The 21128-nt window shown below is 52.4% G+C and carries 14 protein-coding genes; all 14 read right to left on the bottom strand.

Annotated features, from left to right (window positions below):
- Positions 1–18: 18 nt before the first annotated feature.
- The 14 genes from tssA to hcp all read right to left on the bottom strand — a co-directional run bounded on the left by tssA (position 19) and on the right by hcp (position 21128).
- Positions 19–1620, bottom strand: coding sequence for a type VI secretion system protein TssA (gene tssA / locus BJ885_RS10395; protein ID WP_121931885.1), 1602 nt, complete (start codon positions 1618–1620; stop codon positions 19–21).
- On the bottom strand, positions 1620–5090 hold the full coding sequence (locus BJ885_RS10390) for an ImcF-related family protein (protein ID WP_121931884.1): 3471 nt from the start codon (positions 5088–5090) through the stop codon (positions 1620–1622). The genes tssA and BJ885_RS10390 overlap by 1 nt, the downstream gene beginning before the upstream one ends.
- Positions 5087–6310, bottom strand: a complete 1224-nt coding sequence (locus tag BJ885_RS10385; RefSeq protein WP_121931883.1) for a hypothetical protein — start codon at positions 6308–6310, stop codon at positions 5087–5089. The genes BJ885_RS10390 and BJ885_RS10385 overlap by 4 nt, the downstream gene beginning before the upstream one ends.
- 233 nt (positions 6311–6543) lie before the next feature.
- Complete coding sequence (locus BJ885_RS10380; RefSeq protein WP_310886299.1) at positions 6544–7122, bottom strand: DUF6708 domain-containing protein; 579 nt, start codon at positions 7120–7122, stop codon at positions 6544–6546.
- A gap of 221 nt (positions 7123–7343) precedes the next feature.
- Positions 7344–8141 carry a DUF6708 domain-containing protein gene (locus tag BJ885_RS10375; RefSeq protein ID WP_121931881.1) on the bottom strand — a complete coding sequence of 266 codons (798 nt, stop codon included), beginning with the start codon at positions 8139–8141 and terminating at the stop codon, positions 7344–7346.
- A 44-nt stretch (positions 8142–8185) separates the two neighbouring features.
- Complete coding sequence (locus BJ885_RS10370) at positions 8186–8974, bottom strand: DUF6708 domain-containing protein (RefSeq protein WP_121931880.1); 789 nt, start codon at positions 8972–8974, stop codon at positions 8186–8188.
- Between the two features lie 44 nt (positions 8975–9018).
- Positions 9019–9807, bottom strand: a complete 789-nt coding sequence (locus tag BJ885_RS10365; protein WP_121931879.1) for a DUF6708 domain-containing protein — start codon at positions 9805–9807, stop codon at positions 9019–9021.
- 44 nt (positions 9808–9851) lie between these two features.
- Complete coding sequence (locus BJ885_RS10360) at positions 9852–10661, bottom strand: DUF6708 domain-containing protein (protein WP_121931878.1); 810 nt, start codon at positions 10659–10661, stop codon at positions 9852–9854.
- A gap of 44 nt (positions 10662–10705) precedes the next feature.
- Positions 10706–11497 carry a DUF6708 domain-containing protein gene (locus tag BJ885_RS10355; protein ID WP_121931877.1) on the bottom strand — a complete coding sequence of 264 codons (792 nt, stop codon included), beginning with the start codon at positions 11495–11497 and terminating at the stop codon, positions 10706–10708.
- A 20-nt stretch (positions 11498–11517) separates the two neighbouring features.
- Entirely contained in the window at positions 11518–14592 is a 3075-nt protein-coding gene (locus tag BJ885_RS10350) for a T6SS effector BTH_I2691 family protein (protein WP_259467212.1), read from the bottom strand.
- Positions 14592–15485, bottom strand: a complete 894-nt coding sequence (locus BJ885_RS10345; RefSeq protein ID WP_121931875.1) for a hypothetical protein — start codon at positions 15483–15485, stop codon at positions 14592–14594. The genes BJ885_RS10350 and BJ885_RS10345 overlap by 1 nt, the downstream gene beginning before the upstream one ends.
- Positions 15485–17827 (bottom strand): type VI secretion system Vgr family protein, encoded by a 2343-nt coding sequence (locus BJ885_RS10340; protein WP_121931874.1) that lies wholly within the window; start codon positions 17825–17827, stop codon positions 15485–15487. Before BJ885_RS10340 ends, BJ885_RS10345 begins: the two co-directional genes overlap by 1 nt.
- The gene (gene tssH / locus BJ885_RS10335) at positions 17824–20478 is read right to left on the bottom strand and encodes a type VI secretion system ATPase TssH (RefSeq protein WP_121931873.1); all 2655 of its coding nucleotides are present in this window, start codon (positions 20476–20478) and stop codon (positions 17824–17826) included. Before tssH ends, BJ885_RS10340 begins: the two co-directional genes overlap by 4 nt.
- A gap of 158 nt (positions 20479–20636) precedes the next feature.
- Positions 20637–21128, bottom strand: a complete 492-nt coding sequence (gene hcp / locus BJ885_RS10330) for a type VI secretion system effector Hcp (protein WP_023325816.1) — start codon at positions 21126–21128, stop codon at positions 20637–20639.

Below are 21128 nucleotides of genomic sequence, written 5' to 3'. Positions count from 1 at the left end.
TGCAAAATTCAGTTCACGCTAACCACACAGCACCGCAGCACTGGCAGGATCAAGTACGATAAGACCTGTCAGAAGCAACTCCATCTCTGGCTGAAGCCGTGCTTTGTCGGTTTCACTGCGGGTGGCTTTTATACGCAACAGTCTGAGGCGACGCGATTTCACTTCAAACAGCAGCGCCGGTGTCCACTGCGTAAGGGTGATTGATTCCGCCGCACCATCAAGTTCACCCAGCAGATGCAGCGCCAGTTCATTCCTGCCCTTCTGCTCGGCCACGCGGGCCATCAGCAGACGCAGCAGCCATTTGTCTTTCGTGGAGTCCGTACCCGGGCGTGTCTGCAGCCAGTGGAGTGTGGCGTCCAGACCGTCAGTGTCCGCTTTCTCCAGCGCTTCCGTTTCGAGTGCCAGGATATCGTTATCCTCCACGCTCACGGTACTGACCGGCTCATCACGCCAACCGGACATATCGTCCAGTACGCTCTGGTTTATCCAGTTCAGCGTGACCTCATCGGCAAACGGCGTACCGTCATTAAAGGCCAGCGTTTCAAGCCCGGTGAGGCGTCGCAGTAGCCCTTTCAGGTCGGCGATGATAATGTCGGCCAGCACATCTTGCTCCAGCTTCACCAGAGCCTGATGGATATACCACTGCAAATCCAGCCAGAGGTGATTAGCACCACGCGAGAATGTGCTGTCCGCATGTTCCAGTATCTCCAGCCAGCTCTGCTGCAGGTACAGGCGTTTGAGCATGGCCCGCTGGTCAGCCCGCGGCGGTTCAATGCGCGTTTTCCCCTCAGCATCCGGCGCAGGGATCGCTCTCATCGTGTCATGACGCAGGCTTTTCATCAGCCGGTGTGCGGGAAGCCATCCATCGGGTTGTTCACGCAAATACCCCGCCAGGGTACGGGCCTGAGTCAACAAATCCTGACCGGACGTGATGCGGCTCAGGGCTGGAGCGTCATGCTCTGTCGTGTGTGCAGAGGCCTGTGACTGAGGGTTGTTACTGGCGTTCTGCGGAACCAAAGCATCCACACCACCGGCCTTCAACAGGCGGGATTCCATCGCGCTGTACAGCGCATTCAGATCCGGACAGGACGCTTCTGACTCAGCGTCCAGACTGCTGCGGATGAGCAGCAGCGCACCGGTAGTGCGCATAGCATCGTCGCGTACCACTTCAGGCCACAGGGACAGGCTATCAAGCAGACGAGAGCCTGCAAGCCACTCCAGCGCCGGCTTACGGCTTCGCTCCCGCTGCGGATGAAGCTGCGCTCCATAGTGCTGCAGCAATCCCGCCAGCAGTTCAAGCCCTTCGGCAAAGCCAGCTTCTCCGTCCTGGTGCAGACGGGCCCAGCAATAATAGGTCGCAATACGGATATCTTTGGCGGTGGTGGTCAGCAGTTTTTCAGCAAGCGTACAAATCAGCCCGGTATCGATGCCGGAGAGTTTATTGACCTCCTCTCTTATACGCTGGAAATCATCGTCATATCCCGGCTCCTCCCCAGCAGGACGGGTATCGCTGATAGGGGAAAGCCATGGATGCCAGCGTTCCGTGCGCGCCTGCGCCTGCTGCCGCAGCTCAGTTTCGTCCGCCTGACAGGCGGCAACCAGATTCTGAATAGTGCTCATTATTCGATTCCATCCATGTCACTGATTTCCGTATTGGCCATCAGAGCCTGAGCCGTGGCCGCGCTGTCAACGCTGAAAATCTGATCCGGCAGCGTGAAGCCACCCAGTTCCAATAATGCCAGCGGCCCTCTACCCAGCTGTGAACGCAGTACCCACTGCAGGGTACGACCATCCGGGGCGGTGTAAGTGATCATCCACTGACTGCGGTCAAGCTGCTGACGCTTGCCCTGATCCAGCCAGCGAATAAAGCCCCAGGTCCCGCGGTAGTCCCCGAAAAGACGCGCGCCTGCATTAACGGAGGTCCATGTCAGCATCGTCCCTGGTTTATAAGTGTCTCCCGGCCAGCGGAAGGATTGCCAGTCAGCCATCTGGTTAAAGTAGTGCAGCTTTTGTCCATCAATGGTTAGTTGAGTTTCTACAATCTGCGATGCCGGGCGTGCCTGCAGCTCGAAGCTGATGCCCTGACTGCCATCGGTAAACAGAATGTCTGAAAGTTCGCTCAGCTGGTTAATGGCCCGCAGGAAAGCCGGGTTAAAGCTCAGCCCCTGGCTGTTGACCTTATCCGGTACCCACTGGCTGCCTTCTTTGTGAAGCACCCCACTGAGTTCTGTGGTCAGGAATCGATCTATGCGACCACTGTCTTTACGGATGAACTCTGCCAGCATCGGCAAGGAGGCGTCACTCTTGCTCGCTGCGAACGGGAAGCGCCCTTCAAATGCGGTGCGCCAGTTAGCCACCACGGAACGGGTCCATTTGTCATTCAGGCTCGCCGCCGACGGCTGGAGCACGGTCTCCCAGGCCTGAGTCAGCGGCTGCACAAACATGGTGCTGCCAAAACCACTCCACTCTTCACCAAGGCTTGCCGAAATCAGACTGCCATATTGCTGGGTGTCGGTCAGGTCAACGCTTTTTCCCTGAAATACGGTCTGCGCCAGGGTTTGCATCATCTCCTGCGGATCTGAGGCGCTGGCCACCTGCTGCAGGCGAAGACGCACGCGAGTGATACGGGTCAGATAGGTCTGCAGACTCAGAGAGTTGTCAGCCGATATGACGTTGCTGCCCGTATTTTTACCCAGGAGCTGAAGCAGCGGACCGAAAGTTTCATCCAGCGGCCCCTGTGGACCTGTCGCCGACTGGTCAATTGCGGGTTTGTCTTTTCCGCCAACCAGATCTTTTGCCGATTTGATAATGGAGTCCGAAAGACCTTCGCTTTGCTGGCCGGTCTGCCCCTGCCAGGCGAGAGTGTTCATCAGGGCAATCAGTGGCGACTGGCGGACATCACTCATCAGCGTCAACTGGTCGGTCACATCGGCAATATTGTTCGCAGGATTCCAGCGCAGACTGTTAAGGAAGTTCAGCCAGCTGCCGGCAAAGTCAGTGAAGTAACGCTCAGTCAGGCGTGCTTTGAGCGCTTCCGGCGACATGTCCGCAGATACGGCTTTACGGGAATCGCTCAGCACCCAGTCGATTTCATCCCGTCGCGAATTTGCGGCCTTTTCGATAGCCTGCTGAATGCCCCCTTCCCAGGCCTGACGAGTGAACATGCCCGACACCACTTCATCGGTGGTGAACAGCCGCCGCGCATCGGTACCGCTGGTCATGTCTTCGAGGGACACATCGGCAAAGTTACGGCGCACCGATTTAAGCATGTTCTCGTACAGCGTGCTTTCTGCATTACGGCGGCCAATCTGCTGCAACAGCACCTGGCGGCTCTGGCTAACCAGCTGTGCATCAGGCGTGATTTTCCACTGTGCCTGCTTTGGCAGTTCGGAGATATAGAAGGCCCATAAATCCGGCGACAGGCTTTGCCATAAGCCGGCGGAGATCCCCATACGCGTTGGCTGCACGGTTTCCATAGCTTGTGCATAAAACGCGCCGTCGACTTTATCCGGACGGGCCATCATCAGCCAGGCTTTAAGCTGGTCATAACCCGGTTTCGCCAGCTGTGCGCGCTGGTCGCTGTTTGGCGCTGAGTTGATCAGGGCTGTAAGCTTTTGCATCAGGACAGCATTTGCCGGGTCGCGTATCAGGCGGTTGTTTGCCACGCCGTACCAGGGCAGCATTGCGTTGAGCAACTGCTGATTATGATCAAGCCCAAAGCGCTGATACCACGGAGCACCGTCACGAACATGATGCTGCAGGCGACTCGCGTCATTGTGCAGGGCATGCAGAGCCGTCAGCTGGTAATCCGATACGGAAGGGTGCTCCACCAGGGCATGAGCCTGCTGCGCAACAGAAACTATCTGTGATCGGTTGACGGCAAACGACAGCAGCGTCCCCGCCCCCCAGACACAGATAATGGTCAACAGCGTCCATGCGAGGGCCTGCTCCCACGCCATACCGACACGACGGCCACGTACGCGTGTACAATCATCAACGATTCCCTGCCAGGTCACCGGCAGGGTCAGAACATGGCGTTGTGATTCCGGGATATACTGCTCAGCGTCGGCTGTTCCCGCTGGCGTACCGGCAGATTTATTCTCCGGCAGGCTGAACATCAGCCCCCGCAACGGAACGCGCTGCTGAGAAACAGAGAGCCATGGCACCAGTTGCTGAGCCCAGCGGGTGACAGTGCCGTCCTTCAGGTGCTGGCTCAGGCGCAGCAGAAAGTCGTGGCTGTTCTTTTCCGCGACCTGGCTCATACCCCGCGCCAGCAGGGGCGACAGCATCCGCTCCAGCTGGCGGATAATATCGTCTTCTTTTGCGCGTGGTGGAAAGCTTGCGCCTACCGCCTGCTCAGGACGCGTATCCTGCGACCAGTTACTGCTGCACAGTTGCCACAGCCAGACCGGAGCGGAATAACGCAGCAGTTCGCTGATTTTTTCCAAGCCGCGTAAATCGCTGTCGCTGATTTGTGGGGTCAGATTAAGCGACTGCGGCAATACACGGACAATCCCGTCCAGCGGACGCCCGCGGCGCAGTTTACGCAGCGCGATGTATTTTTCTCGGTCAGGCTCCGATGCAAGGCTGCCGCCGTAAATCAGCACGGTGCGGTTGCCTTCAAGCCACTGCTGCTGTTGCAGGCCGGGCACCAGTTGTTCGATTGCCGCCTCATCGCCAGTGATTAACAGCAGACGAGTTTTGTGGTGCCAGAAGAAGGTATATCGATGGCGGAGGTGATCGCGAATCTGAAGACTTAAAGCAACAGAAGGGATAACAGAAGATACAGTTACTTTGGCTAGTTCTTTGACATCGTCACCCTGAGAATTCTTACGCTTTTTATTAAAACTCTGCCTTCCTTCTGCTTTTGCGCCGAAATAAAGAAAGAGTGCAAATGCCAGTATCGCTAAGCTTCCCGCCGCAGAGCCGTAAAACCATTTATACCAGATGGGAGTATCCTTAATAAGGTTCAATTTTTCGGGGTACCATTTAGTCAGGCAGAAAATCCCCCCCCCCACCCCCAGAGCGACCAGCATTAAACACCAGAATCCCAATTCTGGTTTCTTAATCTTTGATAGAATATACCTCATTCTTCGCGCTCCTCATCGAGTACTGTAGGGGACACAACCATATTCCAGAACTTTCCATTTTGCTGTTCGCGACAAATTAATAAATGATGCACCCGCTGTTGCTGCAGCGACTGTGTGGCAGCAACAATAGCTAACCAGACTCCGGTCTTTCCCGGATCGCCAAGATAATCGTTAAAATTGTGAGTGCCTGTCTTTTGAGATACGTTTTTGAGGTCAGAATCTGCAATCGCCTTTATAAGAGTGGCGTAATTATCCATTTCATCCTCCACGCCACTTAACCAGAGATGTTGTATTTCACTACTTTTTACTGGCCCCCAGTCCAGCGCCTGCGTAATGGCATAACGCAAGTCCTCATCGGTACCTTCACCAGATTCCGGACGATGAAGAATAGCAAGTGAGGGAAGCGTTTCTTGCGTAAGACGATTGCCAAACAATACTCCACATATCGCTTCTGCAGAATCTCGGGTATTAATGGGCGCATAATGCCAGGACAAAACCAACAAGAGGGCCTCACTTCGAATATTGTGATCCAGCCATTCATCAACGGCCTGAGCACCAAAAGAATTAATACGGTTTAAGGTTTGTTGAATACCTGCATTCTGCCATGCCTGCTGCCATAAATTAATGGCTTTCTCCTCAGGTATTGATGACGTGAAATCAAGTAACACCATGACAGGTCTTTCCTTTGGATAAGCAGAAAACGATATTGCAAGCCTTTCGGCAAGGACTGCGAAAAGCAGGCTAAGATGCTTTTCTTCTTTAATTTTTATTGGCCTTGGCAACTGGCTTAAGCGAACATTTTCTTCACCACGCCAGGAACTCTGGGGGAAGAAAACATTTTCATTATTCACAAGACTATTACTTCCTGATGCAAATGGAGTTTCACCCAGAGAATGCGCGGTACAGCACTCAGCGAATAATATTTGTAACGCCCTCCGTCCCCGGCGGACTTCCTGGATAATGGTTTTCTCTCTTAGTATGTCATGTGAATTCGCCACTAACTGCTGGACCAGATAATTAATAAACCTGACAAAAGTCACGCCACCAATAATCACTGTGGGCACAATAACAGAAAACCATACGTTGTTATTCCCGGTGAATAAGCGAGACAGGGTAATACTCAGACCAATCAGAATAACAAGAACCATTAATGCTCGTACGAACTTTGGCGGTGCAGGTCTGACACTTGGCTCTGGGATATTTTTTAAATCAACAGGCATAGGTTTGATCTTACGGTGGGGGTGATTAATAGCAACCTAAAATGACATGAAAAGTGACACCACTTTTCAACTAGTATTTCGCAGGCCAATATAAAGTTAAGCTATTGATGAGCGAACTAACCCTGGCTACGATTTATCAAAAGTGTGTAGTACCATAGTGCGGCTTCCTTGTCGGGTTAGCGGTCCAGTTGAGTATTGAGTTTCAGTCTATTGCCCCCGGTTGGTTTTATCCGCTACGGCCTGATTGTGTCCTGCGGGGCAGTCGTGGATTCTCGCTCCATATCTTCTGGCCATTTTTCTGCCTTACGCGGTCGCCAGAAATCCGGACGGTCCTTAAATCTCGGCTCCGGCAAATCGGATTCGCCTTTCATATAGATGCACAGATAGCTCCAGATTTGGTTGAGTTGCTCCCGCTCTTCCCACTCTTTTGCAAGCAGAAAACGATCGACTACGTTGTAAGTCCCTGGTTCACAAATCGCTCCGTATAAGTGATATCCTCTGTCACCGCCTACTCCAGAGAACATAATTTCACCATACACATCTGCCCAGTTGTACATTTTGATGGACACTGGCCAGTTTAGCCAAGGCAGTCGCGAACGGTTGTAATTAAACAGGTAGAGTTTTTGGCGCTTGCGGTTCAACCGAAGCGGTTGATCACGTGGAACAACAAAAGACATTTTCAGCACAAATACGACCATTGGTATAAAAGCAGCTAAACCAATAACAACTAATATATAAAAACTCATTAGGAAAAACATTGTGATAAAAACAAGCGCTATTCCCGATAGTAAAATAGCTATTGGCAGCATCATCCACCACGACACCTCCGTACTGTATCGCGGCACTTCCAGGTAAATATCATTCCGCGTTGTCATGCAACGCAACTGAGGCGGTACAAGCTGAGGCTCGTGGCTTTCTGGCATATCCTCCCGCCAGCAGCTGATCGGCGGATTCAGTCTGGGCTGTGATTCAATATTAAGTAGTGGCAATGTGTCGCGTCCTTAACGAATTAACTGTCCAGTTGAGTGATCGGTTACAGGCTATTATTCGGGCGGATTTTATCAGTCCAGGATTGCAGAGTTTCAGTTGGAGCTGTGGTTGACTCGCGTTCCATTTCATCAGGCCACTTATCTGCCTTACGTGGTCGCCAGAAATCCGGACGGCCCTTAAATCTCGGCTCCGGTAAATCGGATTCACCTTTCATATAGATGCACAGATAGCTCCAGATTTGGTTAAGTTGCTCCCGCTCTTCCCATTCTCTTTCCAACAGAAAACGATCTACAACATTATAAGTACCTGGCTCGCAAACCGCACCATACAAACGATATCCCCTGTCTCCCGGCGTAGGGGAAAAACTGATTTCGCCATAAACATCTGCCCAGTTGTACACCCTGATGGAGACTGGCCAGTTCAGCCATGGAAGGCGCGACCGGTTATAGTCAAAGATATATATTTTTTGCCGTTTACGGTTCAGACGAATAGGCTGGTTACGTGAGGCGGAAAAATATACTTTCATGCCCCAACTCGCTATAACCGAAAGAATCAAGGCAGTTAATAGTCCAATAGCGATAAATACAACAATACCTGTTAAAAAACAGGAAATGACAATAAAAATAACTAACGCTGTAAGAAAAATTGACCAGAAAAGCATCCCTCGCCATATGACATCCGTACCGTAGCGTGGCACTTCCAGATAAATATCATTTCGTGTTGATAACCAACGCAGTTGGGGAGGCACTAACTGCGGTTCGTGGTTTTCAGGCATATCTTCCCGCCAGCAGCTGATCGACGGATTCAGTCTTGGCTGTGATTCAATATTAAGTAGTGGCATTGTGTCGCGTCCTTAACGAATTAACTGTCCAGTTGAGTGATCGGTTACAGGCTATTATTCAGACGGGTTTTATCAGTCCAGGATTGCAGAGTTTCAGTTGGAGCTGTGGTTGACTCGCGTTCCATTTCATCAGGCCACTTATCTGCCTTACGCGGTCGCCAGAAATCCGGACGGCCCTTAAATCTCGGCTCCGGCAAATCGGATTCGCCTTTCATATAGATGCACAGATAGCTCCAGATTTGGTTGAGCTGCTCCCGCTCCTCCCACTCTTTTGCCAGAAGAAAACGATCCACTACGTTATACGTGCCAGGTTCACAAATCGCTCCGTATAAGTGATATCCTCTGTCACCACCTACTCCGGAAAACATGATTTCGCCGTAAACATCTGCCCAGTTGTACACTTTGATGGACACTGGCCAGTTCAGCCAAGGCAGTCGCGAACGGTTGTAATTAAACAGGTAAAGTTTTTGTCGTTTACGGTTTAAACGAAGAGGCTGATCGCGGGGAGCAACGAAAGACATCTTTAGAGCCAGAAGGACAAATGGTGATAGAGAAATTAAACCGACCAAAGAAAAAATATAAAATTTCATTAATACACAAACAAAAACAAAAAAAAACGTCACCCCAAACATTAAAAATGCTATTGGTAGCATCATCCACCACGACACCTCCGTACTGTATCGCGGCACCTCCAGGTAAATATCATTCCGCGTTGTCATGCAACGCAACTGAGGCGGTACAAGCTGAGGCTCGTGGCTTTCTGGCATATCTTCCCGCCAGCAACTGTTCGGCGGATTCAGTCTTGGCTGTGATTCAATAGTAAGTAGTGGCATTGTGTCGCGTCCTTAACGAATTAACTGTCCAGTTGAGTGATCGGTTACAGGCTATTATTCAGACGGGTTTTATCAGTCCAGGATTGCAGAGTTTCAGTTGGAGCTGTGGTTGACTCGCGTTCCATTTCATCAGGCCACTTATCTGCCTTACGCGGTCGCCAGAAATCCGGACGGCCCTTAAATCTCGGCTCCGGCAAATCGGATTCGCCTTTCATATAGATGCACAGATAGCTCCAGATTTGGTTGAGTTGCTCCCGCTCTTCCCATTCTCTTGCCAACAGAAAACGATCTACAACATTATAAGTACCTGGCTTGCAAACCGCACCATACAGACGGTATCCCCGGTCTCCTGGCGTAGGGGAAAAAATTATTTCGCCGTAAACATCTTCCCAGTTGTACACCCTGATGGAGACTGGCCAGTTAAGCCATGGAAGGCGTGAATGATTGTAGTTAAATATATAAATTTTTTGCCGTTTTCGGTTAAAGCGGAGAGGTAGGTTACGAGGAACAACAAAATACATTTTAACAAAAAAGGATATCATTGAGGAAAATATAAAGAAGCCGATAGATGCAAAAAGATAAAAACACATCGACAAGCAGAGAATAACAAAGAAAATCATTACTCCGAAAATTAAAACTGCTGTAAAAAGCATTCCCCACCAAATGACTTCTGTACTGTAACGCGGGACTTCCAGGTAAGTATCGTTCTGTGTTGTCAACCAACGCAGTTGGGGAGGCACTAACTGCGGCTCGTGGCTTTCAGGCATATTTTCCCGCCAGCAGCTGATCGGCGGATTCAGTCTGGGCTGTGATTCAATATTAAGTAGTGGCATTGTGTCGAGTCCTTAACGAATTAACTGTCGAGTTGAGTGATCAGTTACAGGCTATTATTCAGGCGGGTTTTATCAGTCCAGAATTGCAGAGTTTCAATTGGAGCTGTGGTTGACTCGCGTTCCATTTCATCAGGCCACTTATCTGCCTTACGCGGTCGCCAGAAATCCGGACGGCCCTTAAATCTCGGCTCCGGTAAATCGGATTCACCTTTCATATAGATGCACAGATAGCTCCAGATTTGGTTGAGCTGCTCCCGCTCTTCCCACTCTTTTGCCAGCAGAAAACGATCCACAGCATTACAAGTACCTGGCTCGCAAACCGCACCATACAAACGATATCCCCTGTCTCCCGGCGTAGGGGAAAAACTGATTTCGCCATAAACATCTGCCCAGTTGTACACCCTGATGGAGACTGGCCAGTTCAGCCATGGAAGGCGCGACCGGTTATAGTCGAAGATATATATTTTTTGCCGTTTACGGTTCAGACGAATAGGCTGGTTACGGGGAGCAATAAAATATATTTTAAACTCTAAAAATGCTAAGAAAGAAAATACAACAAGTGACACTAATCCCATAATTCCAAAAGCATAACTCCCGCTTTTGGCCTGTAAAACAAGGGAAAACACCAACGTACCAATATCTAAAACGCACATTAAAACTGCACTAAATAACACCCCCCGCCAGATAATTTCCGTGCCAAAGCGCGGCACTTCCAGATAAATATCATTTCGTGTTGATAACCAACGCAGTTGGGGAGGCACTAACTGCGGTTCGTGGTTTTCAGGCATATCTTCCCGCCAGCAGCTGATCGGCGGATTCAGTCTGGGCTGTGATTCAATATTAAGTAGTGGCATTGTGTCGCGTCCTTAACGAATTAACTGTCCAGTTGAGTGATCAGTTACAGGCTATTATTCAGGCGGATTTTATCAGTCCAGGATTGCAGAGTTTCAGTTGGAGCTGTGGTTGACTCGCGTTCCATTTCATCAGGCCACTTATCTGCCTTACGCGGTCGCCAGAAATCCGGACGACCTTTAAATCTCGGCTCCGGCAAGTCGGATTCGCCTTTCATATAGATGCACAGATAGCTCCAGATTTGGTTGAGCTGCTCCCGCTCTTCCCACTCTTTTGCCAGCAGAAAACGATCCACTACGTTATACGTGCCAGGTTCACAAATCGCTCCATATAAGTGATATCCTCTGTCACCGCCTACTCCGGAAAATATGATTTCACCATACACATCTGCCCAGTTGTACACCTTGATGGAAACTGGCCAGTTCAGCCACGGAAGACGTGAACGGTTGTAATTAAATATATAAAGCTTTTGTCGTTTACGGTTTAGACGAATGGGTTGATCTCGAGGGGTAATAAAATATATTCTTAAAAAGAATAACAAAAATGAAAACAGTACAGCAGTAGAAACAAAAGAAAACATATAAAAACCAATTGAAACGAAAAGAAATATAAAATAAAACATTACACCGACTACTAATGCTGATAGTGGAAGCATCATCAACCAAGATACCTCCGTACTGTATTGGGGCACCTCCAAGTAAATATCATTTCGCGTTGTCATGCAACGCAACTGAGGTGGTACAAGCTGAGGCTCGTGGCTTTCTGACATATCTTCCCGCCAGCAACTGACCGGCGGATTCAGTCTTGGTTGGGGGTCTTTAAAAGTTAGCTGTGGCATAAATTGACATCCTTATCGAATCAGCTGTCCAGTTGGGTAGTCAACTGTAAACTATTATCCTGCTGAGTTTTATCCGGCCAGTAGGTGACCGTCAGCTCAGCGCCGGTAAAACGAGACAAGTTTAGCGGGAATTCACCATCCAATTGCAGCCCCTGCGGTTTTCCTTCAGCGACCAGCCAGCTGGCGTTCAGAGAGGTTGCAGATATTGCCTTTGTCATCACGGCGGGTACCATAGGCGTCAATTCTCCTCGACCAATCTGCTGGGCCGCTGTTTCATAACTCTGCGGTTCTGGTGTTTTTAGTCCTGCTAGCTTTGCATCTGATCCACTGCGGGCCAGCACCTGATGTGACCCACCACCCGTAGCGGTCAGTTCCACCAGCCAGTCGGATCCCGTAGGGCTACAGTCGGCAAGGATAACCCGAGCCGCCATCATCCGGTTGCCCAGCAATCGAGTATTATTCGTCATATCGGCGAACCAATCACCTACAAGTTGGGCAGACACGCCGCTGGCAATGACATGCAGCGCCTTCATGGCTTCGCGCATATCAGAGAGGCTCTCCTTATGCCACACCACCTCACTCTCATCACACTCGTCGCGGTTACCAAAGCAGGTATGTGACAACCAGCGTTCCAGCGGTGAACGGGTATAAGCGTTGCCAATCGTCATCAACGTTACAGCCACGACACCCAGTGCGATGCACCAGCCAACTGGACCAAGTAAAAGAGTGGTTTCACTAAATAAGGCAAAATTACCAACGATACTAGATGAAAACCCAACACCACCGGCAATAAGCGTAGATATAGCTGCAAACCCATAAAACAATGCAGCCATTGTGTCACCTGATTCAATTAATGCCCAAGTTTTCATCCCTAGAGCTATTCCATCAACAATACCCGTCAATCCTCCAATAATCCCAGCCCCTCTGATCAACAGATCTCCCTTATTAAATAAGTTCAGCACCGCCGAGCCCTGGCCCAGTATTTCAACCCCGCAGGCCAGCGCAATCAGCGAGCCCGAGGTCATGGACATTTGCGCCTGCGTATCACCCGGCATCGCCGTTTTCAGAGCTTCAATATTATTGAAGGTGGTATTAATCAATATTCCGGCCAGGATCAACCCCAGCAGGCCACTCTGGAAATCGGTCGATATTGTGGCCTGGTAGCGGCCTATGCCGCGCATCTCTGCCGGGCCCAGCGCGATTTCACCGCGAGTTAATGAGTTATCAATCACATCCGGTGTCAGCATGGTAATGCCGGATAATTTCCCCTGATTGCTCAGCGGAGCCGTCAGGCGAACCTGGATTCTTTGCTCCAGCACGACCGAGTCGGTCACCTGCAGCCAGTGCCCGACACGCGTTGAGCGCATTGCCCCCCCAGCCTCTTCGGTCTGCATAGTCAGGGGCGATTTCCCATGAACATCAAGCTGGGTGCGCAAAAGATTCTGATAATCCCGGATGGTCATTTCCCCGGTAAAAACGGTTACAACCGGGCTGCCTTCCGCCACATACGCCACCCCCTGCAACGTCCTTAACACACCGCCTTTAGCTGATTCAGACAGCAGGCTCCACAGACCGCTGTACGCCCCGCCAATCGCACTGACCAGGCTTGCGGCTAATTGCTGGTACGCTTTATTGTTAACAAAAGCGCTGGCCTCTTTGCTGTTCAGCACTGCTTTCAGGTTCGAATAGGTCAGCGATCCATTGAACACTTCTGCTGAAAAATCATGCTTATTGCGCAGCAAAGCCATCAGCGGTGGGCTCATTGGATCTGCCAGCCAGCCTGCCCACTGCGGTTTTTTGCCCCCTTGTTGGATCTTTTCAGTATCGCATCCGGCCAGGCTACCCTGAAGACAAGCAGTAATGGTTCGCAGCTGGAAGTGCCAGCTGACTACGCTGGTTTCCGGCGAGTAGTCGTTATTCAGAAGTACCAGCCACAGCGCAGAGGTATACAGGTTGTCGAGATCCTGCCAGATAGCTGCCATCTGTTGCTTATAACCGTCCACGGTTAACTGCCAACTGCTGGCAAAAGCCGCACGCGCAGGCTCGTCGTAGTATTCCTCCATGCGGCCCAGAGCTTTTCGTAACTCAATAGCAACTGCACTTTCACGGCTGACGGAATACGACGTACTGTAACCCGGCGTGGAGAATCCCTGAATCTTCGGATCGTTTTCAGTCTGCTTTGTTGTGGATGCCCGTAGCTGCACAATCGCATCTGAAATGGTTTTCTGGTGAATGTTGCTCTTTTCAGACGTGTACGTGGCAAGTGCCTGAACCACATCCAGGCGACCGTGGTTAATTTCCTCTACCACGCCCACTACATCATCCAGTACGATGGCTTTTACAGGAGCGCCATACTGCTGTTGCAGCTGAGCAATCTGGTTACCCAGGGCGGTTTGCTTGCTCTTTTCCATTCGCGGGTAAAAACCATGGGCCCCGTCAGGGTCGGCATCTTTGCCGACGACGGAAGGGAAAGATTCCGTCGCAAATTCCAGCGCGTTGCTTTTGAGCGCAGACAAAGAGGGATCGAGTGTCAGGCTACGGCTTGCTCCTTCTATCGTCGCTTTTCCATCCGAGACGGTAACCTGCGTAAAACGTGTAGCAGGACGCTTTCCACTTTTATATTCATCCAGGACCGTTTTACACCATGGATCGCTGCTAAATCCGACCATCGCCTGCGAGTAGTTAGGATCAATATTGATGAAGCTTGCCAGCACATCATGGTTTTGCGTCAGGCATGCCGGGCTCAGTGAATCCACTGTTTCGCTTTCCGGCATCTCGTAGGCATTGAACTGACGTAAAAAGCCTTCGGCGGTGACCTGGTAGGCCTGCCAGACTGATTTGTCCAGCAACACATAAACATAGCCCTGACGCAAGGTGCGAAGGGCATATTTAAACTCCCCCCCGGTTAGCTCAATATCCTGGGTAGGAACCGCAGGTTGCCAACCGGTATTTACCAGAGGCTGTGGAATTGCGGCCACGCGCAGAGGATAAATGGCAACGCCCTCACGTTTACAGGCTTTACAACCTGACGGAACCACTGCTGCCTGCTGACTTGCTTCGGCGTTACTGCCTGCCTTATCTCGCGTACCCATCATTAAATTCCTTCCACTTTCGGCTCAGGCGAGCGCTGTTCCTGCCAGACTGCGTCCGGGAGCGTTTTCATAAGTTGCGTGAGATGCAAATCTGGGTTGCTGGCCACTTTTTGCAGGAGCGCCTTCATTTCATCGTGTATGGTCACGCTGGCTGGTAACGTCAGCGAATTAAGTACGAGAAAAATCCGATCGCTCAGATGGTTAAGCCCAACCTTGCCCGATCCAGCCCAGGCTTTTGCTGCCTGTCGGGCAGCGTCTGTCGGTAGAGGTCCTGAGGTAAGACCCCACGCAGAAAGCAGACGCCAGATATCACGATAGTTATCCAGTGCCTGTTCAGTCCCCCACTTTAGTTGCCATTCCTTACTGTTTACTGCACCTGACAAGACCGTCTGTTCTCCTATAGCAGAAAGGAATATCCAGCGACCGATGGGTGCCAGCAACGTGGACAACTGAGCGGGATCTGCCGTGCTCCGTAACAGCTCAATGCGCAGGGGTTCAAACACTGGCACAATTGCGCCCGGTCTGATTTTTTTACACAACTCTGCAAGCCAGGTCGCCATTTCTTGAGGATGTAATGAAGCGCTCATCCAGCCGCAAACATAGCGTTTCTCATACAGGACTTCACTGAGAGCATATTCTTCACTCTCTTCAATTAACCTTTCATCGCAATTTTCGCCAGGCGAAGCCAGCAGCACTAACAATGGACAGTGCTCCGGTGACCATGCCAGGTCTGGACGCAGTACCCGCTGCAAGAAATTAGAACCTATCCCCTCTTTCAGGCAATCAGGATGCAAGGGATTCCACGACATTACTGGCTTCAATGGGTCGATTAACAAATACCGGTATTCATCCTGTCTTGCATTCAGGCATTCCGCTATCGTCGCAATACTCTTCATCAGCGGGCGCTCTCCACACAGGTTGCTTCAGGTGGTAATTCAGGCTGCGCCGGACTGAAGCTTTGAGGGGCCAGTTGGTTGATACTGGCGCATTTGGCATTCACATCACCCGGAGTCAAAATCGTGATCCCCGACGGCTCAATCACCACCGCCGTTTTGCCACAGCTCAGCGTCAGTTTTTTACTGGCCTGGATATAAACCTCATCACTCTTGCTAATAATTTTCATGGCCTTCAGGGAGGTCAGTGCCATTTCATCCCCCTGAGCCTGAATATCCACCTTGCCTTTATTAGCGTAGATTTTGATACCCAGCGTTTTGGCAAACAGACTGATGATCTCGCCTGCGGCAACGGTGAATTTTTTGAAGACGCTAAAGTCACTGTTCTCGCCGGAGGTCTGAATAAAGTTCTGTCCGCTGCTGATTTGAATACTTTGCGGTGATACCTGAGCTATCCCGTCCGGGGCGCTTATCAGCAACGCGGACTGCTGCAGATCTTTGATAGAGGATTCCAGCAATGTTTTTTGTGCCTGGATCTGCGCGAGTTCAGCCTGCGCAGTGGCTACAGCATCGCTCAGTGACTTCGCTAACTGCTGCGCCTGATTGAGTGTCCCCAGCGCCGCATCCATCGCCAGAACCTGTCCCTGACCTTTGATTTGTGCATCGGCGGTGATGAAAATACCCTGCTGTGCACGAATAGCACCCCAGCTGTCCGTCCTGAGCTCAAACCCCTCACCACGCTGCTGTTTTTCGCTGTCGACCAGGTGACCGAGATTCAGCTGGCTCTTGCCGCCGTACTCGGTGCTGACCTTGATATGCTCTTTCCCGCGCTCGTCATCAAGGCGGATTTTGTTGTTCGCCGGGGTACGCAGGACGTTGCGTTTGTAATTCTGGATGGTGACGTGGTCGCCGTGGGCCGAGTCGTGCAGCACGCCAGAGATGTACGGCCTGTCCGGGTTACCATCCTCAAAGCCAATCGCCACTTCGGTGCCCGCCAGCAGAGGCAGGTGCAGGCCGTAGGTGTCGCCGGCATAAGGGCGCGACTGCCGCACCCACAGGCTTTCGAATCCGGTCTCCCAGCTATCACGGTCAAACAGCATGTTGACGCGGTAGCGGCCGTCTTTATCGATATGGCCGTAGGTGTCGTTCTCAGTGGTGCTCGTGATACGTGCCGGCAGCGTCCCGGCCATCACCGGACGCGAGCCAGGCTCAGGACGGAAGCTGAAATCCGTGCTGTCCGGAATGCCGTCAAAATCAACCGCAAAGTCCTTATCCCGGCGGGCATACGTCCGCATCGCCGTAATAACCACACCCTGAGCAAACACGTCAGCCACTTCATACCCGCCGGTGACTTTCAGCAGCATCCCCGGAGAGAGCGCCGGACTGCTGGTAATGGCCCGGGTCTGCGTCTGGCCATTCAGGTAACGCTCATGCCGGATGCGGGCATAAAACGCACCGGACTCGGGCGCAGGATTGAGGTCATACGCGCTGCCCGGCGTCAGATAATTGTCGGCATAGTGGTACGCTTCCCCGTACGTGGTCGCGCCCCCCCGGGTGACGTCAACCAGAGTATTCATATCCTCCGTGGCCTGACGGTAGTTGTAGTCGCGGGTGCTGACCTGCTTCTGCACCACGCTGTGATGACTCTCCATCCCCCACACCGAGTCCACACCTTGTGAATGCTGGCCGGACGGCGGCACTGACAGCAGCGTCAGGCCTTTCTCGTAACCCTGCTGGCTGTCGTAAAACTCCACCACATCAATATTCAGGCGCGTGTCGGTGGTGAAGCGAAACCAGATGCCCACTTCGCCCAGCAGGCGGGTGATGAAGTACAGATCGTCCTCGCCGTACTGCATCACCTGCTCACGGCGCGGATACTCTTTTATGAGCGAGAACAGAAAATCCTGACCGCGCATGCCATGACGCTCGCGCAGGATTTTTTCCACAATTTGCGGGACCGACATGTCCTGGTAAATGGCGTTCTGGTACGAACGGTCAAGCAGTGCCAGACGTGGCCGGAGCGTCAGAGCGTAGTGCGTTTCATCTTTTGAGGTGCCAAGGCGTTCAAAACCGGTCACCACCCCCTGAATCACCCGCAGCGGCTGCTGGATTTTGATGCCATAACCCTGGTCAACCGGGGCCTGCAGCGTCAACGAGCCGGGCTTCATCAGCATCATCTCTTTGCTGATGCCGTGATCGCGGCTGGTGAACTCAACACGGTAGCTGAACGGTCGGCTCAGGGCTTCGTCGCCGTCAAAAGCCAGCACGTCGGGTTCGGCCTCACAGCCCTTCACCACCAGAAGGTGGTGGTTATGGCTGAATCTTAACGGAGGATTGTTGCTCATGCGTTTACTCCCTGTATCCGATCAAACTCCAGGCCGATCCCCTCCTCTTCACTCCAGCTAAGGCTTAACGACGCTGGTTTCTGTCTGGCGGCCATGTGGGTCAGCAACTGCTGGCTCAGCACCGGCAGAATTTGTTGATTCAGCAGGCTATCGACGTTGCGCGCACCGGTGTCCGGCAGCAAGCAGGCTGTGGTCAGCGCGTCATAGAGACTCTCGTCAATTTGCGTGGTCAGCCCGTAGTGGCGGTGCAAGCGCTTGCTGACCTGTGACAGTTTCATTTCCACAATGGTACGCATGGCAGCTTCAGCCAGCGGACGGTAAATCACCGTCTGGAAGCGGGCGAGTAACGCGGGCTGGAAATGATCGCGCAGGATTGGGCGCAGCAGTTCGTGTAGGTCTGCTTCCGTGGCTTCCGGGTTTTCATCCAGCAGCTGCATCAGGTGGTCGCTTCCGAGATTGGAAGTCATCAGGATGACGGTATTGCGAAAGTCGATTTCGCGCCCTTCGCCGTCGCGCATAAATCCGCGGTCGAAGACCTGATAGAAGAGGTTCATCACGTCACGGTGCGCTTTTTCGACTTCATCGAGCAAAACCACACTATACGGGCGCTTGCGTACGGCTTCGGTCAGAATACCGCCCTGGCCGTAACCGACATAACCCGGTGGCGAGCCTTTCAACTGCGACACCGTGTGCGGCTCCTGATACTCGGACAGGTTGATGGTGATGAGGGATTTCTCACCGCCGTACAGCACATCCGCCAGCGCAAACGCGGTTTCGGTTTTCCCCACACCACTCGGCCCTACCAGCAGGAATACGCCCTGCGGACCGTTCTCGGAGGTGAGACCCGTTTTTGCCGCACGCAGACGCCGGGCGATAGCCTGAAGCGCTACATCCTGCCCAACCACACGTTTACCGATTTCATTTTCCAGGGCCAGCAGTTCGGTCTGCTCGTCCTTCATCAGCGAAGACAACGGCACGCCTGTCCAGTCGGCAATCACATTGGCAACGGTGCGGACATCCACATCCAGGGAGAGCAGCGGGTTGCTGTGCTGCATCTCGTTAAGCTCCTGTTGCAGCCTGTGAGTCTCACTCTGGCGTGATATATCCTGACGGCTTTCGCGTAGCTGCTCGGTGAGTTTCATCTCCTGACCGTACTGGGTTTCCAGTTCGTCGAGTGTGACTATCTGACGCACCTCTTCCTGCTCAATCTCGCTCAAACGTTCGGCATGACACTGATTGCCAATGGCGATATCTTCCAGTAACGCCTGCTTCTCCATGTCGAGCGCAGCTATACTCGCGCGAAGGCGGGTTAGCTGTTCCGGTACCGTATCGAGACTCATACGCACGCGAGCGGCAGCGGTGTCCAGCAGATCGACCCCTTTATCAGGAAGCTGACGTCCGGTCAGATAACGACGCGAAAGAGTAACTGCCGCACGAACCGCATCGTCGGTGATATGCACATTGTGGTGTTCGGCATAGCGGGATTTCAGGCCACGGAGCATCAGGCAGGCAGTGTCATCGTCAGGCTCATCCACTTTTACCATCTGGAAACGGCGATCCAGCGCGGCGTCACGCTCGAAGTATTGTTTGTATTCAGACCAGGTGGTGGCCGCAATAGTACGCAGTTCGCCACGCGCCAGCGCCGGTTTCAGCAGGTTGGCCGCATCTGCACCACCTGCCTGATTACCTGCGCCAATGATGGTATGCGCTTCATCAATAAAAAGCAGAACAGGTACAGGCGATTGCTGCACCGCGTCGATGACGTTTTTCAGACGCTGTTCGAACTCACCTTTCACGCCCGCGCCAGCCTGCAGCAGACCCAGGTCAAGGGTGCGCAGGGTAACCGTTTTGAGGGATTCCGGCACATTACCCTCGGCTATACGCAACGCCAGACCTTCAACCAGTGCAGTTTTCCCCACGCCCGGCTCGCCGACCAGGATCGGATTGTTTTTACGGCGGCGGGAAAGGATGTCCACCATCTGGCGGATTTCTGTGTCGCGGCCAAACACAGGATCGATCTTCCCTTCCTTCGCTTTGGCAGTGACATCGAGGGTGAATTTATCCAGCGCGTTCTGCAGCGCAGGGCTCAGTTCCCCCTCTTTCATTTCCACACCAGCCGGACGTCCGACAAATTCCATCTCACCACCGAGGCTCTGCGCCAGTTCAGCTTCGCGCTGCATTTCCAGACGTTCATCCGATTGCGCATCCAGCAGAGGCCGCAGGCGCTCCAGCTGGCTTTGAGCAAGCGTTAACAACGGCCAAAGACCGTCACAACGTGCCAGTTTTGGTTTTTCCACCAGGGCCATCAGCAGATGGACGCTGCGAATGTGCTCTTCGCTGTTAAGGGAGGCAATCATCCAGGCTTCCTGCATCAGCGTCTGAATGGCATCAGACAGCTGGGGGCGATGGCGCACGGAGCGAGGTTGTCTGTCGAGCCAGCCAAGCAAATCCTGCCAGATGCCATCCATATCCCATTCATAGCGACGCGCCAACACCGTCAGGTCACCTTCCCCCTGCTCCAGCAGTTTTAGCAGCCAGTGCTCCGGCAAAATTTCCGCATGGGCGCGGGTCTGGCAGAGCGACGCCGCGCCTTCCATCGCACGGGCACAGTAAGGGTTCAGACGACGTAACAGGATGGCTGGATTTTCCATGAGATTCTCTCTTTGTCGGTTCCTGGACACGCTACCGCCCCTCGCTGTTCACCAAAGCGCATAAGGTCAGGCAGGCAGATTGTTTTTTCTTTGCTGAGTGCCCGCATCTCAGGCACTCAGCAAAAAACTGCGGACAGGAAAACCTGCCCGCATCAGGATTACGCCGTGGCGCGTTCGTTCCAGGAATCGGAATGAATGATGTTGCCGTCTTTGTAGGTCCAGGTGATTTTTTCGTAACGCAGTTCAACGCGTTCAAGGTGGTTGTGCTTCTCTTTCGAAGGATCCTTGATGTCATACATTTCAGGATTCACTTTCACTACCTTCACGTTTTCCAGTTTGGTGTTGAAGTACTCCACTTCCTGGCCCGCGTCGTTGATTTTGTACCACTTGAACTCAGCGGATTTTAGGGTCTGACCGGTGGTCACCGCCTTGTACAGGTACGGGCTGGAGGAATCGATTTCCTTCGTGAACAGGAACGGCGTGTGGATACGGGTTCCGGTCAGCTTGCCGGTGTTGTTGTCGGTCGGGATGTACAGGTTATGCTCCTGTGCAACCACTTCGATGCTGCCTTCACGATCCTGAACGTCCACAGACCCTTTAATGTCCGCGCCGCCGTCGTCCTTCAGCCAAAGATAAACAGGAATTGCCAT

Source organism: Enterobacter sp. WP_7_1, from assembly GCF_003688535.1.
GTDB classification, from domain to species: Bacteria; Pseudomonadota; Gammaproteobacteria; order Enterobacterales; family Enterobacteriaceae; genus Enterobacter; species Enterobacter asburiae.
Note: the sequence above shows the minus strand (reverse complement) of the source record. Positions and strands in the feature narration are given on the sequence as shown.

What these genes read in the sequence shown, in the direction of transcription:
- tssA (WP_121931885.1), bottom strand. Translation starts at nt 1,620, where the DNA reads ATGAGCACTATTCAGAATCTGGTTGCCGCCTGTCAGGCGGACGAAACT.
- BJ885_RS10390 (WP_121931884.1), bottom strand. Translation starts at nt 5,090, where the DNA reads ATGAGGTATATTCTATCAAAGATTAAGAAACCAGAATTGGGATTCTGG.
- BJ885_RS10385 (WP_121931883.1), bottom strand. Translation starts at nt 6,310, where the DNA reads ATGCCTGTTGATTTAAAAAATATCCCAGAGCCAAGTGTCAGACCTGCA.
- BJ885_RS10380 (WP_310886299.1), bottom strand. Translation starts at nt 7,122, where the DNA reads ATGATGCTGCCAATAGCTATTTTACTATCGGGAATAGCGCTTGTTTTT.
- BJ885_RS10375 (WP_121931881.1), bottom strand. Translation starts at nt 8,141, where the DNA reads ATGCCACTACTTAATATTGAATCACAGCCAAGACTGAATCCGTCGATC.
- BJ885_RS10370 (WP_121931880.1), bottom strand. Translation starts at nt 8,974, where the DNA reads ATGCCACTACTTACTATTGAATCACAGCCAAGACTGAATCCGCCGAAC.
- BJ885_RS10365 (WP_121931879.1), bottom strand. Translation starts at nt 9,807, where the DNA reads ATGCCACTACTTAATATTGAATCACAGCCCAGACTGAATCCGCCGATC.
- BJ885_RS10360 (WP_121931878.1), bottom strand. Translation starts at nt 10,661, where the DNA reads ATGCCACTACTTAATATTGAATCACAGCCCAGACTGAATCCGCCGATC.
- BJ885_RS10355 (WP_121931877.1), bottom strand. Translation starts at nt 11,497, where the DNA reads ATGCCACAGCTAACTTTTAAAGACCCCCAACCAAGACTGAATCCGCCG.
- BJ885_RS10350 (WP_259467212.1), bottom strand. Translation starts at nt 14,592, where the DNA reads ATGATGGGTACGCGAGATAAGGCAGGCAGTAACGCCGAAGCAAGTCAG.
- BJ885_RS10345 (WP_121931875.1), bottom strand. Translation starts at nt 15,485, where the DNA reads ATGAAGAGTATTGCGACGATAGCGGAATGCCTGAATGCAAGACAGGAT.
- BJ885_RS10340 (WP_121931874.1), bottom strand. Translation starts at nt 17,827, where the DNA reads ATGAGCAACAATCCTCCGTTAAGATTCAGCCATAACCACCACCTTCTG.
- tssH (WP_121931873.1), bottom strand. Translation starts at nt 20,478, where the DNA reads ATGGAAAATCCAGCCATCCTGTTACGTCGTCTGAACCCTTACTGTGCC.
- hcp (WP_023325816.1), bottom strand. Translation starts at nt 21,128, where the DNA reads ATGGCAATTCCTGTTTATCTTTGGCTGAAGGACGACGGCGGCGCGGAC.